The sequence below is a fragment of the Yersinia rochesterensis genome (assembly GCF_003600645.1).
In the GTDB taxonomy this organism is placed as follows: domain Bacteria; phylum Pseudomonadota; class Gammaproteobacteria; order Enterobacterales; family Enterobacteriaceae; genus Yersinia; species Yersinia rochesterensis.
This window is the reverse complement of record NZ_CP032482.1, coordinates 2,070,045-2,083,658: the sequence shown is the minus strand read 5'-3', so window position 1 is coordinate 2,083,658 and position 13,614 is coordinate 2,070,045. Positions and strand designations below refer to the sequence as shown.

The window sequence follows — 13,614 nt, the reverse complement described above, 5'->3', positions numbered from 1 at the left end:
GAATCATTTCTAGCGAACATACGGTGCTGACCATGAAGTTTGTCTCTTTTAATATCAATGGCCTACGTGCTCGACCACATCAACTGGCTGCAATAATCGAACAACATCAACCCGATGTTATTGGGCTTCAAGAAACAAAAGTACATGATGATATGTTTCCGCTTGAAGAGGTCAGTCAACATGGTTATCACGTCTATTATCATGGACAAAAAGGCCATTACGGCGTTGCATTGTTAACCAAGAATGAACCCTTGGCCGTACGACGCGGTTTTCCTACCGATGAAGAAGATGCGCAGCGCCGTATTATTATGGCTGACATTGCGACACCGCAAGGTCCTTTAACCGTGATTAATGGCTATTTCCCTCAAGGAGAAAGCCGTGACCACCCCACAAAGTTTCCTGCTAAAGAGCGTTTTTATGCTGACTTACAGCAGTATTTGGAGCAGCAACTGTCATCTGATGCCCAAGTACTGATTATGGGAGATATCAATATCAGTCCAACAGATTTGGATATTGGTATTGGCGAAGAGAGTCGCAAACGCTGGTTGCGTACGGGCAAGTGTTCATTCCTGCCTGAAGAACGTGCATGGCTGGAGCGTTTACAAAATTGGGGGCTAGTGGATACATTCCGTGCAGCAAATCCTGATTGTAATGACCAATTTTCATGGTTTGATTATCGTTCGCGTGGTTTTGACGAAAATAGAGGCTTACGCATAGATTTATTATTGGCGAGCCACCCTCTGGCAGCTCGCTGCATTGCCACAGGTATTGATTACGATATTAGAAGCATGGAAAAACCCTCAGACCACGCTCCAGTATGGTCTGAATTCGCACTCTAATAACGCCAGATTTTGCTATGCCCTATTTGCTTATAGGGCACATCTAAACGAAATAAATAAACCACTGTAGTCAGGCAAATAAAAATGATTGATGTCGTCGCGGGGATTATTGAACGGAACGGTAAAATTTTATTGGCGCAACGAGATTTACATCGCGACCAGGCGGGTTTATGGGAATTCCCTGGCGGGAAAGTCGAGGCTGGAGAAAGCCAACCGCAAGCATTGATACGCGAACTTGCCGAAGAGTTAAATATTGACGCGGTGATAACCCAATATATTGCGACTAATCAGTGGGATTCACCGAAAGGCATCATTCGACTGCATGCCTGGCACATTGAAAGCTTCTATGGTGAGCCTGTTTTACATTGCCACTCTGCCCTCGTCTGGCTAATGCCAGAGGATGTTCATAACTACCCTCTGGCACCCGCCGACATTCCATTATTAGAAGCTTTTATCCGCCAAAAAAAGTAATTAGCTATCGGGTTAATCTTTTCCAGATCAATGGGTTAGTTCCGATCACATTAGGGTCCCGCACACATTGTAAAACTTCACCCTCAACCCGCAATACTGCACCTTCCGAATAGTTTTGATTTTGATAAATACAGCAACGGGTACACGGATTACTGTTGCGATTTGATGAGTTATTCCAAACTTCGGGAGGTAAAGGAACGACGACATCAACATTATTCCGGTTTGCCAAAACCTGGCCAGAAATAAGTGTGGCAAACCCCATGCACCCTAGCATTACCCATATTTTCATGACTTAGTCTCCTTGGTTTTGGTCGGCGTTTTCTTGCGTTTCTTTATCGCCCCTGTAGGAGCGGCTGGCAACCCACGAAAAACCTGAGGCGACCGATTTTGTTTTGCCTGACTGATTAAATCCTGCAATGTGGCCACCAGCGGTTGCATAAAATCCTGATAGCGACAGTTTTTTTCACTGATTTGCGTCAGTGTTGATTCCCAATGAGCCGTCATATCGGGCCGAGCAGCGATATCGGGTAATGCATGAATTAATGCTCGTCCTGCCGGGCTGGCATGAATATAACGGCCTTTCTTAAACAAAAAAGTTCGTTTGAACAGTAGTTCAATAATCCCTGCTCGTGTGGCTTCCGTTCCTAAACCATCGGTAGCGCGTAATACTTTTTTCAGTTCTTTATCCTGCACAAAACGGGCAATGCCGGTCATGGCTGATAATAAACTGGCATCAGTAAATGGCCGCGGCGGCTGGGTCTGGCGTTCAACAACTTCGCCACGTTCACACAGTAACTCAGCGCCTTTCTCAACCACCGGCAATGGCGCGCCTTCATTCTCTTCATCCCGCTCTTTACTGCCAAGCAAGGTACGCCAACCTGCCTCCGCCAGAAAACGAGCTTTGGCGATAAACTTACCGCCTGCAATATCCAGTTCAATAACACATTTTCGAAATTGCGCATCAGGACAAAACTGCATCAAATATTGCTGCGCGACTAATCGGTAAACTTTGCTCTCATCGGCCGTCAAATTCACTTTGCTGGCGCGCGCTGTTGGAATAATCGCGTGGTGAGCATCGACTTTTTTGTCATCCCAACAGCGGTTACGCCGGTCACTGTCCATCACTTCCAGCGGCAAAAGGTCTGCCTGATGAATACTGATAGCATTGAGCACTGAATGACGTCCGGCAAAATGTTCTTCTGGTAGGTATCGGCAATCCGAGCGCGGGTAGGTAATCAATTTGTGCGTTTCATATAATCGCTGGCAAATATCCAGCACTTGTTGCGCGCTCAATCCGAATCGTTTTGCCGCCTCAATTTGCAAAGTAGAAAGAGAGAATGGCAACGGGGCGGTTTCTGATTCCCGTTTATCATTATAGGACGTTACAACCGCTGGCTGACCTGTTATGCGGTTAACGACGTGTTCTGCCAGTGGGCGATGTAACAAGCGCCCTTCTTCATCCTGATAGGATTCACAAGAATCACTCGGTTGCCATAACGCCACAAAACGTTCATCAGCCGGCGTGACGATATGGGCTTTTACCTCAAAAAAATCTTTGGCGACAAAATCTTCAATTTCTTCATCGCGGCGTACCACTAGCCCTAATACCGGCGTCTGAACACGGCCAACCGACAGCACGCCATCATAGCCTGCATTGCGCCCAAGAATAGTATAGGCGCGAGTCATATTGATGCCATATAGCCAGTCGGCTCTGGCTCGGGCCAATGCTGAAACACAAAGCGGGATAAACTCACGGTTGTAACGCAAACGTTCTACCGCGCGCACCACAGCCTGCGGGTTTAAGTCATTAATCAAACACCGGCGTACGTTTTTCCGCTTTTCTGCCGCTAAATCGAGGTAATCCAAGACTTCATCAACTAAAAGTTGACCTTCGCGATCAGGGTCACCCGCATGAACGACTTCATCGGCTTGTTGCAACAATTGTTTGATAACATTCAATTGTTTACTCACCGAGGGGCGCGGCTGCAATCGCCATTTTTCAGGAATAATCGGTAAATCCGCTAATGACCAACGCGCATAGCGGCTGTCGTAAGCATCGGGTTGAGCTTGTTCCAATAAATGACCAACACACCAGGTCACCATTTGATCATTACCACAGGCAATGAATCCATCACCCCGACGATGCGGTTTTGGCAAAATATCCGCTATCGCCCGTGCCAGACTGGGCTTTTCGGCAATAAAAAGTCGCATCATTTACCGCGCGAATGCATCAAAAAAAAGGGCAGCAAAGGAAAAATCATTCTGTTATCTCAATCAGTGCTCGACGACTATCCACCGTAGCTAACTCGCCAATAGCACTGAGCACCAAGTCATGTTGAGCTGCAATTTCATGTACTTGCGCCTCAGCTTCTGGTAAGACCGCTAACAGCAAGCCGCCGGATGTCTGCGGGTCACAGAGTAAACTCTTCTGTAAATCGGACATTTTGCCAATCAGATGACCATAACTGTCAAAGTTGCGGCCAGTTCCCCCCGGAACACACCCCGCCGCAATATATTCTTCAACCGCCGGTAAACGCGGGATAGCCGAAAAATGCAATGTCGCCTGGACACCTGACCCCTGACAAATCTCACTTAAATGGCCCAGCAAGCCGAACCCGGTCACATCTGTCATGGCAGTGACCCCGGGAATATGCGCAAAGTCAGCGCCAGACTTGTTCAACTGGCACATGGTTTTGGTTGCAACCCCTTGATGCTCCGGCCGTAATTGACTTTTTTTCTCGGCCGTGGTTAGGATGCCAATCCCCAATGGTTTGGTGAGAAACAGTTTACATCCTGCTTTTGCGGCACTGTTTTTCTTCACGTGGTCAGTGCCGACAATACCGGTGACAGCCAAACCGAAAATAGGCTCCGGTGCATCAATAGAGTGCCCACCCGCGAGCGAAATCCCTGCCTGTTGGCAAACATATCGCCCACCTTCAATGACTTGCTGAGCAACTTCGGGGGCCAGTTTATCAATTGGCCACCCCAAAATTGCAATAGCCATAATCGGTTTGCCGCCCATGGCATAAATATCACTGATGGCATTAGTCGCGGCAATGCGCCCGAAATCAAAGGGATCGTCGACGATCGGCATAAAAAAGTCGGTGGTGCTGATAATACCGACCCCATTACCAATATCATAAACAGCAGCATCATCACGGGTCTCATTGCCCACCAGCAGGCGAGGATCGAGGAATTTTTCCTGCTCCGAATGTAAAATTTTATCCAAAACTTTGGGCGAAATTTTGCAACCGCAACCCGCTCCATGGCTGTATTGAGTAAGACGTATCGCTGGCGATGTCATGGCACTCTCCCATCTGATGATTCAGTAATAACCAGTTTAAAGATATATATACCCTAAATAATTCGAGTTACAGGAAGGCGGCAAGCGAGAGAACCCGATGAGCTTACATGAGTAAGTGATTCGGGTAATTGAACGTAGCCAACACACATGGAACTTGAAGTATGACGGGTATATGCATCCATGGTGTCTATGGTAGCGCCTATAGCTTAGCTTAGTAAGTAGAGAGCCGCGGTCGGGCAGATAGGTTGGTCACAAAGCGGGCGAAAACGCAGCTTATTGCCGATAAAAGCGACAGGCTGCGCAGTTTCGCATAGTAAATTTCAGAAATAGCGGACAAAAGTCGAGTAATCTGGCGGCGTTACTTTGGTCGCTGATTTCAATTGCGGTGTCCCCAAATACAGGAAACCGACGATTTCATCTTGTTCACGGCAAGCAAACCCCTGACGAACAACAGGATGGTGCGTCCAGGAGCCGGTGCGCCAAATACCATTGAACCCTTGAGCCAGAGCCGCCATCTGCATCGCTTGCACCGCGCAACCGGCAGAAACGATTTGTTCCCAATTAGGGACTTTCGGGTTTTCTGTGACATGGGCAATAATAGTAATGATTAATGGCGCGCGGAAAGGAGCCAGTCTTGCTTTCTCCAACACCGCATCATCAGAGCCATCGTGCTTGACCGCATCCTGTAGCAATTGGCTAAAGCGTTCCAGCCCTTTATCTTGGATTAAAACAAAGCGCCATGGCTGGAGTGTGCCATGATCGGGCGCCCGCATTCCTGCATGAATAATGTGATCCAATACCTCGCCTGCTGGGGCTGGAGCGGCTAAGCGCGACGCCGAGCGGCGATTAAGTAACAGTTCCAATGCATCCATCATTTTCTCCTGATAACGATTTTCATTTTCAGCAAGGTAGCATAAGTTGTCGTTTTGTTACCAGTGCTGACCTATTAGCTAAGCTTCTCGATGATTTAAAGCTGACTTTTGTTCGTCAGGTCATTAGGATAACTGTACTTGCCCGGTTTTGTTGGAGATAACATGCGCACTTTGTGGCGAATTATTGCTGGTTTTTTCAAGTGGACCTGGCGTCTGCTGAATTTTGCCAGAGAGTTTATTCTTAATCTTTTCCTGATACTGCTGATTTTGGTCGGTGTCGGTGTTTACCTTCAGTTCCAAAGTAAGCCGACAGAGCCAGTTAAAGGCGCGCTGTTAGTGAATTTAACGGGTGTCGTGGTCGATCAGCCCGCGGTTAATAATAAACTGCGTCAATTAGGGCGTGAGTTCTTAGGCGCATCGAGCAATCGTCTACAGGAAAACTCCCTGTTTGATATTGTCGAAACCATCCGTCTGGCAAAAAATGATAATAATATTACTGGCTTGGTGTTATCACTGAGTGACTTTACCGGTGCTGATCAGCCCTCTCTACAATATATTGGGAAAGCACTGCGGGAGTTCCGTGATTCGGGCAAACCCATTTATGCTATTGGCGATAGTTATAATCAAACTCAATACTATTTAGCCAGCTTTGCCAATAAGATCTATCTGTCCCCACAAGGGGCGATCGATCTGCATGGGTTTGCCAGCAATAATCTGTATTACAAATCGTTACTGGAAAAACTCAAAGTCACCACCAATATCTTCCGTGTCGGCACCTATAAATCGGCGGTAGAGCCGATGATTCGTGATGATATGTCGCCGGCTGCACGGGAAGCAGACAGCCGTTGGATTGGCGGTCTATGGCAAAATTATCTGACGGCGGTTTCCGCTAACCGGCAATTAACCCCAGAACAATTATTCCCAGGGGCTGCGGGGGTTATCAGTGGTTTACAGGCCGCTGGCGGTTCTCCGGCGCAATATGCACTGGCGAGCAAACTGGTTGATCAATTAGCCACACGTCCGGACGTGGAAAATGAGTTGGTTAAAGCCTTTGGCTGGGATAAGAAAAGTAACGATTTCAACTATGTCAGCATTTATGACTACCAACCGACACCAACCCCACAACAAGGCGAGCAGATAGCGGTTCTCTTTGCTAATGGCGCGATTATGGATGGCCCACAGACCCCTGGGAATGTTGGCGGTGATGCTCTGGCGGCGCAAATTCGTCAGGCGCGTTTGGATCCAAAAATTAAAGCTGTTATCTTGCGGGTAAACAGCCCAGGCGGTAGCGTGAGCGCCTCTGAACTGATTCGCTCTGAATTAGCGGCGTTACGTGCAGCCAATAAACCATTAGTGGTATCAATGGGCGGTATGGCCGCCTCAGGTGGGTATTGGATCTCAACCCCAGCTAACTATATCATCGCTAACCCAAGCACCTTGACCGGCTCGATTGGTATTTTCGGGGTGATTAATACTTTCCAAAACACACTGGAAAGCATTGGCGTGCATACCGACGGTGTCGCGACTTCACCACTGGCGAATATTTCTGTGACCAAAGACTTGCCGCCTGAGTTCTCTCAGATGATGCAAATCAATATCGAAAATGGTTATAAAACCTTTATTGATTTGGTTGCGACTGCCCGCCACAAAACGCCAGAGCAAGTTGACCAAATCGCGCAGGGCCATGTGTGGATTGGGCTGGATGCCAAAAATAATGGTCTGGTAGATCAACTGGGTGACTTTGATGACGCCGTTAAGAAAGTGGCTGAGCTGGCACAACTGAAAACCTGGCAACTGAACTGGTTTGTTGATGAACCAAGCCTCAGTGATTTGATTTTCGGTCAAATAAGCGCATCAGTACAGGCGATGTTGCCTGCTGCAATTCAAGCCTGGTTGCCTGCGCCTATTTCCGCAATGGCGCAAGCGGTGAAAGATCAACCCAATTTATTAAATACACTCAATGACCCGCAGAATCGCTATGTTTTATGTCTAACATGCGGTGATGTGCGCTAGTCAATTGAGTAAATAGTAGATAAATACTCTGCCCGGCACCCGCCGGGCTTTTTTTCCTCGCCAGTCGCCCTATAATTCATCTATCTCATTTTGTACTATTTTTTAGGCATATGACCCATGCAAAAGAAATCTATTTATGTCGCCTATACTGGCGGGACTATTGGCATGCAGCGCTCAGATAACGGATACATTCCTGTTTCCGGCCATCTACAGCGCCAGCTTGCGCTAATGCCGGAATTCCATCGCCCCGAGATGCCGGATTTTACTATCCATGAATATGCCCCATTGATTGATTCTTCGGATATGACACCGGAGGACTGGCAGCATATTGCCAATGATATTCAGCAAAATTACGATTTATATGATGGCTTTGTTATTTTGCACGGCACTGACACCATGGCATTTACTGCCTCCGCCCTCTCTTTTATGCTGGAGAATTTAGCTAAACCGGTGATTGTTACCGGTTCGCAAATTCCTTTGGCCGAGTTGCGTTCTGACGGGCAAACCAACTTACTCAACGCGCTCTATCTGGCTGCCAATCACCCGGTGAATGAAGTTAGTTTGTTCTTTAATAACAAACTTTTTCGCGGTAACCGCACCACCAAAGCACATGCTGATGGATTTGATGCTTTTGCTTCTCCTAATTTGTCGGTGTTGCTTGAGGCCGGGATTCATATTCGCCGGATGGCCGCAGTCGAATCCCCGGCGGTTAACGGCCCATTGATTGTTCACAAGATCACACCTCAACCCATTGGGGTCGTCACTATTTATCCTGGAATCTCTGGGGCGGTGGTGCGCAATTTCCTGTTGCAACCGGTAAAAGCGCTTATATTGCGCTCCTATGGTGTGGGAAATGCACCACAAAAAGCCGAGTTATTAGATGAGTTAAAAAATGCCAGCGACCGCGGTATTGTAGTGATGAATCTGACACAGTGTATTTCTGGCAGAGTCAATATGGACGGATATGCCACCGGGAATGCGTTAGCGCACGCCGGTGTTATCAGTGGCTTTGATATGACGGTGGAAGCGGCACTGACTAAATTGCATTATTTATTAAGCCAATCTCTCTCCCCCGAAGAGATTCGCCAGTTGATGCAACAAAACCTGCGCGGCGAACTGACCGAGACTAACTGATTTGGTGGAATGTGAATGAATACCGCACTGCTCTTAATTGATTTACAAAATGATTTTTGTCCCGGTGGTGCGTTGGCGGTTGCCGAGGGTGATGCAGTGATTGCCATTGCTAATGAGGCTATTGACACCTGTCTGAGACACAAAATACCGGTCATCGCCAGTCAGGATTGGCACCCTGCCGGGCACCGGAGTTTTGCCGTTAATTCACAGGCTGAGCCTTGGACTGTCGGTGATTTGGCGGGATTACCCCAAGTGTGGTGGCCAGTGCATTGTGTCCAAAATACGTCTGGCGCGGCTTTGCATCCGCAGTTAAATCAAGAGGCGATTATCGACATTTTCCGTAAAGGCCAAGATCCTGATATCGACAGCTACAGCGCCTTTTTCGACAATGGTCGACGAGCGAAAACGCCACTGGACGATTGGTTACGACAGCAGGGAATTGACCATTTGTTCATTATGGGGTTGGCAACAGATTACTGTGTGAAATACACCGTGTTAGATGCATTGACATTAGGTTATAAAACATCCGTCATCAGTGAGGGTTGCCGTGGGGTCAATCTGCAACCACAAGACAGCCAGCAGGCCCTTGATGCAATGAATGCAGCAGGAGCAAACATACAGTCGTTGGAACAGTTTATGGCTGAAATAAAAGCACTGGCGGGTTGACGGGTATAAACATCAACGGAGCCGAATGTGGCTCCGTTTGAACCTGCAACTTAAATTGTGCATTCAACCTGACTTACCTTAGTGATCACTCGGGCTTCAACTTGACCAGTGTCGGCTGGCTGAATTGCTGCTTCAGCTCTTGTTTGGTTTTCATCACTATCTGGCCATCGGTACCGATGCTCATATGCTGTGCATCCTTATTATGACGCGCTTGCCACAGCATGACCATTTGCAGGCTGTTCTCTTTCTGTTCCGGCGTCAGTGCCACACCATCGGGCCATTTACCTAACTCAACGGCTTGCATCAAACGCTGGTAAATTTCGGGCGTCATCACTGAAATCAGGTCTTCAAGCTCCATCAGAGCATCCTCAGTAAACGAATAATAAGCTGAATCGATTTTTCACATCTAAAATGGGGGGACAAAAATGCACATTTAACCTGCAGTTTGTTCACCATTTTGATCATCAACAAAATTCAGTGATGCCGAGTTCACGCAATAGCGCTCGCCGGTCGGTTGTGGGCCATCAGGGAAGACATGCCCCAAGTGCGCATCACAATGACCACAACGGATCTCAACACGGTGCATATTATGAGAATAATCATCAATATAGCGGATAGATTCTGCATCAAGCGGCTGATAAAAACTCGGCCAACCACAGCCGGAATCAAACTTTGATTCTGAGATAAAAAGCGGCTGATGACAGCACAGACATTGGTAGATGCCCTCGCGCTTATTATGCAGTAACTTTCCGCTAAAAGGTGCTTCCGTCCCCCGCTGTTGGGTGACATGCCGCTGAATATCGGTCAGTTTCTCAATATTTTCTGTAGGGTTCAGTTCTTTAGCCATTTGTGCGGTTCTCTGGCAGGGAATAAAGTCAACGAAAACAACGTCTAATAATAACAAAAAATTAACAACAAAGCAGTTAAAATTGTCCTAAACTGTATGCCATCAAAGTGGCAACAGTATAAATGTGATAAAAATCGCAAATATTACTGATTCTCACTTTAAACTGAATAATTCGCCCCAATATAAAAATGAGGCTAATCGTATCTGGAAACGCGTAATTAATGTTCGATCTAACGTCCTTGGTTTGATTTGTAGCAATAATTGACACGATTCCGCTTGACGCTCGGTAAGGTTTTTGTAATTTTACAACCAACCTTTTATTCACTAACAAATAGCTGGTGGAATATATGACTATCAAAGTAGGTATCAACGGTTTTGGCCGTATCGGTCGCATTGTTTTCCGTGCTGCTCAGGAACGTTCTGACATCGAGATCGTTGCAATCAACGACCTGTTGGACGCTGAATACATGGCGTACATGCTGAAATACGACTCTACCCACGGTCGTTTCGACGGTACTGTAGAAGTAAAAGACGGCCATCTGGTTGTTAACGGTAAAACCATCCGTGTTACCGCAGAGAGAGATCCGGCTAACCTGAAGTGGAACGAAGTCAACGTTGACGTTGTTGCTGAAGCAACTGGCTTGTTCCTGACCGACGAAACTGCACGTAAGCACATCGCTGCTGGCGCGAAGAAAGTTGTTCTGACTGGCCCGTCTAAAGATGACACCCCAATGTTCGTTATGGGCGTAAACCACAAAGAATACGCAGGTCAGGAAATCGTTTCTAACGCTTCTTGTACCACTAACTGCCTGGCTCCACTGGCTAAAGTGATCAACGACAAGTTCGGCATCGTTGAAGCGCTGATGACCACTGTGCATGCAACTACCGCAACTCAGAAAACTGTTGATGGCCCGTCTCACAAAGACTGGCGCGGCGGCCGCGGCGCATCCCAGAACATCATCCCTTCTTCTACCGGTGCAGCTAAAGCAGTGGGTAAAGTTATCCCAGCACTGAACGGCAAACTGACGGGTATGGCGTTCCGCGTTCCTACTCCTAACGTTTCTGTTGTTGACCTGACTGCACGTCTGGAAAAACCAGCTTCTTACAAAGAAATCTGTGCTGCAATCAAAGCAGCTTCAGAAGGCGAGCTGAAAGGCGTTCTGGGTTACACCGAAGACGACGTTGTTTCTACCGATTTCAACGGCGAAAAACTGACTTCAGTATTCGATGCTAAAGCCGGTATCGCGTTGAATGACAACTTTGTGAAACTGGTTTCTTGGTACGATAACGAAACTGGCTACTCAAACAAAGTTCTGGATTTGATCTCTCATATCTCCAAATAATGGATTGATATTTAGAGTATAAATTTCCACCAAAAGCCACTTTCATTCGAGTGGCTTTTTTATTACCTGTCATTGATGAACCCACCGCCCTGCCCATTTCAGCCCTATAAAAAGTTGCGCAATATCAATGATACGCTACTACTTTATCGTTGATTTGCTGCAAGATTTAAAGCCTGTGATATTATCGAAAGTCTGAAGTTCAATGGATCTCCAGCCCCTTTTCTCATAAGGCCAAACGAATGAACGAGAAAATCTTCACCCTACCTGTTGTTGAACAAATTTCACCTTACATCAGTCAGCGTCAGTTGGATGACCTGCCAATTGTGGTCGTTTCCCATCCAAAAGTACGTGCCGCAGTTAGCTTGCAAGGTGCTCATTTATTGGCTTACCAACCAAGCGGTGAACAACCGGTTATCTGGTTGAGCAATAACACGCCATTTAAAAACGGTGTCGCTATTCGTGGTGGTGTACCCATTTGTTGGCCTTGGTTTGGCCCATCAGCGCAACCTCCTCATGGTTTTGCTCGTTTACTGCCATGGACGCTTAGCGCCCATGATGAGAATGAAAATGGGGTTATCCTGACCTTCACACTGGAAGACAGTGATGCATCCCGTCAATTCTGGCCACATCCATTCACTTTGATTGCCCGCTTCAAGCTAGGTGAAGAATGTGAAATGGAATTAGAATCACACGGCGATTACGAAACGGTTGCTGCGTTACATACTTATTTCCAGATTGGCGATATCAACCAGATTAAGATCAGTGGCTTAGGCGAAAAGTATCTTGATAAAGTGCTGAAAGTGGCTGATGCCACTCAACAAGGCGATTTGGTGTTTGATGGTCAGACTGACCGAATTTATACCCAGCCAGAAACTTACAGTTTGATAAAAGATGCCGCGCTGAAACGGACCATTGAAGTACATCATCATCATCAAAGTGATGTGGTTGCATGGAACCCAGGAGCAGAGCTGTCCAGCAGCATGGTTGATATGCCAAATGATGGTTATAAAACAATGGTTTGTGTCGAGACTGCGCGTGTCAACAAACCTTTGGTTGCGACGTCAGATTCCCCTGCTCGCCTCGCCATGACCATCCGTAGCCGTAAGAATTCTCAATAACGACCTATATTACAGATACAAAAATGGGGCTTTATGCCCCATTTTTTATGGTTCAGATATCGTGCGCGATAAATTAGCGGAAGGTGTAAGTCACCCCAGTCCACAGCACACCCGTCCAAGATGCATCTACCATAGGGCTATTCTTCACTTCATTTGCCAAATGGATATAACGGCCAGTAAAGAAAGCATTCCAATTGGGATTGATATTGTAATTAGCCGACAGTTCCAGATAAGGTGACCAGCTATCATTCGGGCTGTACTGCGCCAAACCACTGCGGGCTGATTCCCCACGCTTCACGCCATAGTAATACTTGTTCTGATCTTCACTGTTCCAGCTAACACCAACGCCCGGCGTTAGAGTCCAGCTATCAACACTGAAGCGATAGAGATAGGCCAGATCACCGACAAAGCCGCCACTGTTATCCAGCACGTCACCGGAGAACATTGCACGGATAGTCCCCCAATCTTCAATGTGAGAATATGACATCCCTGCCATCATGGTGCTGCGGCGTTTATCCAGCGCCTTCATCTGCTGATCGTCACTATCACCTGGCGTAAAGTGCAGCGGCAGGTAATAAGCATCAATCGACAAACGATTATTATCATCTTTCCATAAATAATAACCTGCAGCCAATGTACGGAAATAGAAATTATCACTTTCATAAGAAACGATAGGCACGGGGTAAACACGGTCATTTTTGCCACGATAAGGGTCAGGACTGACTAATGCTGATGCCCCCACAGACCATGTTCCAGCCATCGCAGTTGGCATACAAACTGCGGTAGCAATAGCCAATGCCGCCAATGTTTTGACTTCCTTCATTTTTATGTAATGTTTTTTCACGGATAAAATCCCTTTGGTAACAAAATCATGAGTTAACTAAGTGTAAATCAATTGCTTGTCCGTGGCGAAATCTTTACACATTCCCGCACGATATCAACATTCGCTGTGCAATTTATCGCCTATATACAGCAAATTAACAACCTAAAATTTATGTAGATTTGAT

General features: G+C 46.9%; 14 protein-coding genes. 7 read left to right on the top strand and 7 right to left on the bottom strand.

The window, feature by feature from the left end:
- Nucleotides 1-32: 32 nt before the first annotated feature.
- Nucleotides 33-839 carry an exodeoxyribonuclease III gene (xthA, locus tag DXZ79_RS09805; protein ID WP_038633240.1) on the top strand — a complete coding sequence of 269 codons (807 nt, stop codon included), beginning with the start codon at nucleotides 33-35 and terminating at the stop codon, nucleotides 837-839.
- A gap of 84 nt (nucleotides 840-923) precedes the next feature.
- On the top strand, nucleotides 924-1,310 hold the full coding sequence (locus DXZ79_RS09800; RefSeq protein ID WP_050291750.1) for a pyrimidine (deoxy)nucleoside triphosphate diphosphatase: 387 nt from the start codon (nucleotides 924-926) through the stop codon (nucleotides 1,308-1,310).
- 4 nt (nucleotides 1,311-1,314) lie between these two features.
- Here the strand turns inward: DXZ79_RS09800 and DXZ79_RS09795 are convergent, their stop codons facing one another.
- The 4 genes from DXZ79_RS09795 to DXZ79_RS09780 form a co-directional block, all read right to left on the bottom strand.
- Complete coding sequence (locus DXZ79_RS09795; protein ID WP_038633246.1) at nucleotides 1,315-1,599, bottom strand: DUF1496 domain-containing protein; 285 nt, start codon at nucleotides 1,597-1,599, stop codon at nucleotides 1,315-1,317.
- Complete coding sequence (locus tag DXZ79_RS09790; protein ID WP_038633249.1) at nucleotides 1,596-3,521, bottom strand: DNA topoisomerase III; 1,926 nt, start codon at nucleotides 3,519-3,521, stop codon at nucleotides 1,596-1,598. The genes DXZ79_RS09795 and DXZ79_RS09790 overlap by 4 nt, the downstream gene beginning before the upstream one ends.
- Before the next feature lie 46 nt (nucleotides 3,522-3,567).
- Complete coding sequence (gene selD / locus DXZ79_RS09785) at nucleotides 3,568-4,614, bottom strand: selenide, water dikinase SelD (protein ID WP_038633252.1); 1,047 nt, start codon at nucleotides 4,612-4,614, stop codon at nucleotides 3,568-3,570.
- Nucleotides 4,615-4,934: 320 nt separating this feature from the next.
- On the bottom strand, nucleotides 4,935-5,486 hold the full coding sequence (locus DXZ79_RS09780; protein ID WP_038633255.1) for an NAD(P)H nitroreductase: 552 nt from the start codon (nucleotides 5,484-5,486) through the stop codon (nucleotides 4,935-4,937).
- Nucleotides 5,487-5,648: 162 nt separating this feature from the next.
- On the opposite strand from DXZ79_RS09780, the gene sppA reads away from it, so the two are divergent.
- From sppA to pncA, 3 genes are all read left to right on the top strand, one after another.
- Nucleotides 5,649-7,499: a signal peptide peptidase SppA gene (sppA, locus tag DXZ79_RS09775; protein ID WP_120011245.1), complete on the top strand. Its 1,851-nt coding sequence runs from the start codon at nucleotides 5,649-5,651 to the stop codon at nucleotides 7,497-7,499.
- Between the two features lie 117 nt (nucleotides 7,500-7,616).
- Nucleotides 7,617-8,633 carry an asparaginase gene (ansA, locus tag DXZ79_RS09770; protein WP_038633260.1) on the top strand — a complete coding sequence of 339 codons (1,017 nt, stop codon included), beginning with the start codon at nucleotides 7,617-7,619 and terminating at the stop codon, nucleotides 8,631-8,633.
- Nucleotides 8,634-8,648: 15 nt separating this feature from the next.
- A complete protein-coding gene (gene pncA, locus DXZ79_RS09765; RefSeq protein WP_038633263.1) occupies nucleotides 8,649-9,299 on the top strand; it encodes a bifunctional nicotinamidase/pyrazinamidase in 651 nt (216 codons plus the stop codon).
- 85 nt (nucleotides 9,300-9,384) lie between these two features.
- Here the strand turns inward: pncA and DXZ79_RS09760 are convergent, their stop codons facing one another.
- Together DXZ79_RS09760 and msrB are read right to left on the bottom strand one after the other, a co-directional pair.
- Nucleotides 9,385-9,657: a YeaC family protein gene (locus DXZ79_RS09760; RefSeq protein ID WP_038633265.1), complete on the bottom strand. Its 273-nt coding sequence runs from the start codon at nucleotides 9,655-9,657 to the stop codon at nucleotides 9,385-9,387.
- 75 nt (nucleotides 9,658-9,732) lie between these two features.
- The gene (gene msrB / locus DXZ79_RS09755) at nucleotides 9,733-10,146 is read right to left on the bottom strand and encodes a peptide-methionine (R)-S-oxide reductase MsrB (RefSeq protein WP_038633268.1); all 414 of its coding nucleotides are present in this window, start codon (nucleotides 10,144-10,146) and stop codon (nucleotides 9,733-9,735) included.
- Nucleotides 10,147-10,493: 347 nt separating this feature from the next.
- Between msrB and gapA the strand changes: the two genes are divergently transcribed.
- Entirely contained in the window at nucleotides 10,494-11,489 is a 996-nt protein-coding gene (gene gapA, locus DXZ79_RS09750) for a glyceraldehyde-3-phosphate dehydrogenase (protein ID WP_032819960.1), read from the top strand.
- 239 nt (nucleotides 11,490-11,728) lie between these two features.
- On the top strand, nucleotides 11,729-12,607 hold the full coding sequence (locus DXZ79_RS09745; RefSeq protein WP_120011244.1) for a D-hexose-6-phosphate mutarotase: 879 nt from the start codon (nucleotides 11,729-11,731) through the stop codon (nucleotides 12,605-12,607).
- Nucleotides 12,608-12,680: 73 nt separating this feature from the next.
- On the opposite strand, the gene DXZ79_RS09740 is transcribed toward DXZ79_RS09745, so the two are convergent.
- Nucleotides 12,681-13,430 (bottom strand): MipA/OmpV family protein, encoded by a 750-nt coding sequence (locus DXZ79_RS09740; RefSeq protein WP_425330481.1) that lies wholly within the window; start codon nucleotides 13,428-13,430, stop codon nucleotides 12,681-12,683.
- Between the last annotated feature and the right edge of the window lie 184 nt (nucleotides 13,431-13,614).

Excerpts from the sequence above, each read along its gene's own strand:
- pncA (WP_038633263.1), top strand. The coding sequence starts at position 8,649 with ATGAATACCGCACTGCTCTTAATTGATTTACAAAATGATTTTTGTCCC.
- ansA (WP_038633260.1), top strand. The coding sequence starts at position 7,617 with ATGCAAAAGAAATCTATTTATGTCGCCTATACTGGCGGGACTATTGGC.
- DXZ79_RS09790 (WP_038633249.1), bottom strand. The coding sequence starts at position 3,521 with ATGCGACTTTTTATTGCCGAAAAGCCCAGTCTGGCACGGGCGATAGCG.
- DXZ79_RS09760 (WP_038633265.1), bottom strand. The coding sequence starts at position 9,657 with ATGGAGCTTGAAGACCTGATTTCAGTGATGACGCCCGAAATTTACCAG.
- DXZ79_RS09745 (WP_120011244.1), top strand. The coding sequence starts at position 11,729 with ATGAACGAGAAAATCTTCACCCTACCTGTTGTTGAACAAATTTCACCT.
- DXZ79_RS09800 (WP_050291750.1), top strand. The coding sequence starts at position 924 with ATGATTGATGTCGTCGCGGGGATTATTGAACGGAACGGTAAAATTTTA.
- gapA (WP_032819960.1), top strand. The coding sequence starts at position 10,494 with ATGACTATCAAAGTAGGTATCAACGGTTTTGGCCGTATCGGTCGCATT.
- msrB (WP_038633268.1), bottom strand. The coding sequence starts at position 10,146 with ATGGCTAAAGAACTGAACCCTACAGAAAATATTGAGAAACTGACCGAT.
- DXZ79_RS09795 (WP_038633246.1), bottom strand. The coding sequence starts at position 1,599 with ATGAAAATATGGGTAATGCTAGGGTGCATGGGGTTTGCCACACTTATT.
- DXZ79_RS09740 (WP_425330481.1), bottom strand. The coding sequence starts at position 13,430 with ATGAAGGAAGTCAAAACATTGGCGGCATTGGCTATTGCTACCGCAGTT.
- DXZ79_RS09780 (WP_038633255.1), bottom strand. The coding sequence starts at position 5,486 with ATGGATGCATTGGAACTGTTACTTAATCGCCGCTCGGCGTCGCGCTTA.
- xthA (WP_038633240.1), top strand. The coding sequence starts at position 33 with ATGAAGTTTGTCTCTTTTAATATCAATGGCCTACGTGCTCGACCACAT.
- selD (WP_038633252.1), bottom strand. The coding sequence starts at position 4,614 with ATGACATCGCCAGCGATACGTCTTACTCAATACAGCCATGGAGCGGGT.
- sppA (WP_120011245.1), top strand. The coding sequence starts at position 5,649 with ATGCGCACTTTGTGGCGAATTATTGCTGGTTTTTTCAAGTGGACCTGG.